Annotated in this window: 1 protein-coding gene and 1 pseudogene; both read right to left on the bottom strand. The window is 36.3% G+C overall.

Annotated features, from left to right (window positions below):
- Positions 1-315: 315 nt before the first annotated feature.
- Positions 316-405: pseudogene (locus ACFIO3_RS13715) on the bottom strand (DNA adenine methylase); the annotation flags it as partial.
- Between the two features lie 233 nt (positions 406-638).
- Positions 639-1,049, bottom strand: a 411-nt coding sequence (locus tag ACFIO3_RS13710) for a VOC family protein (RefSeq protein ID WP_375704648.1), incomplete at its 5' end; no start/stop codon positions are given.

The following is a 1,049-nucleotide window of genomic DNA, read 5'->3' as shown; positions in this document are numbered from 1 at the left end:
ATTGTGATGATAGTATCTATATAATGCCTGCCTATCATTTACTAAATTTTTAGCAAGCGTTTTTAAAAACGTATCATAAAATTTATGACACGTTATGAATAATAACCGCTTTTCATTTCATTTGAATGCACCCATGCGTTATAGTATTTGCATCATGATTTGCTTTTTATAATCTATACATCCATGGCAATCCTATATAAAAAATGATCAATTCAAACATGCATAAAAGTATGGATTCTTAAGTGGATTCATATAAAATAATTGCACTTAATATATTTATTTTATTAGTTTTTGTACAATGCCTTTTTAACTTCATAAAGATATCAATTTCCTTGTAAAGAATATTCCTCCCATTCCAATAAAAGGCTCAATATAAGTGCGATGAGGGATAGCTTTTATGATTTTACAAGTACTGATCACTGGCCATGCAATAACGCCGACTGATCTCCAAACCAATTAGACCACCTGTGGAAACAGGCAGGCTGTGGGGCTGAATATAAATGGAACAGCACCGAACGAATAAGCCACGCGCCGCAAGTAAGCCTCTTAGCGTGCATAGCTTATAGGTTTTGGAAACAGATAATTATTATAATTGAGGTACTATAATTTAGGCGATTAAAGATCGGATCTCAAACTTTTTAATCCAGTGGACAAACACGAATAATGTGTCCGTCCGGATCTTTGATTAGGAAGGTACGTCCAAATACATCAGTATACGGTTCCTTCAAAACATTTATCTCAACAGTGGTTTGCTCTTGCCATTCCGCATATAGCTTATCTACGTCCTCTCCTGTTGGCAACATAATGCCGATTTCTGAAAAACGAGGCACATTCTCCTCAGGCGTATCGCCCCCTGACCAGAGAGCAAAGAGTGCATCCCCCGAAGAAGCAAATGCAACATAGCGTGGCGAAGTAAACACAGGCTCTTTCTTGAAGATGAATTTATAAAAAGCTGTAGAATACTCTATGTTTGAGACATATACCAACTGTAGGTTTGGGGTAACAGGATAAGTGGAAATATTACTCATTAATTCTCCATGATTTAGTAG

It is taken from the genome of Bartonella sp. AD328YNZD (assembly GCF_042196425.1).
Note: the sequence above shows the minus strand (reverse complement) of the source record. Positions and strands in the feature narration are given on the sequence as shown.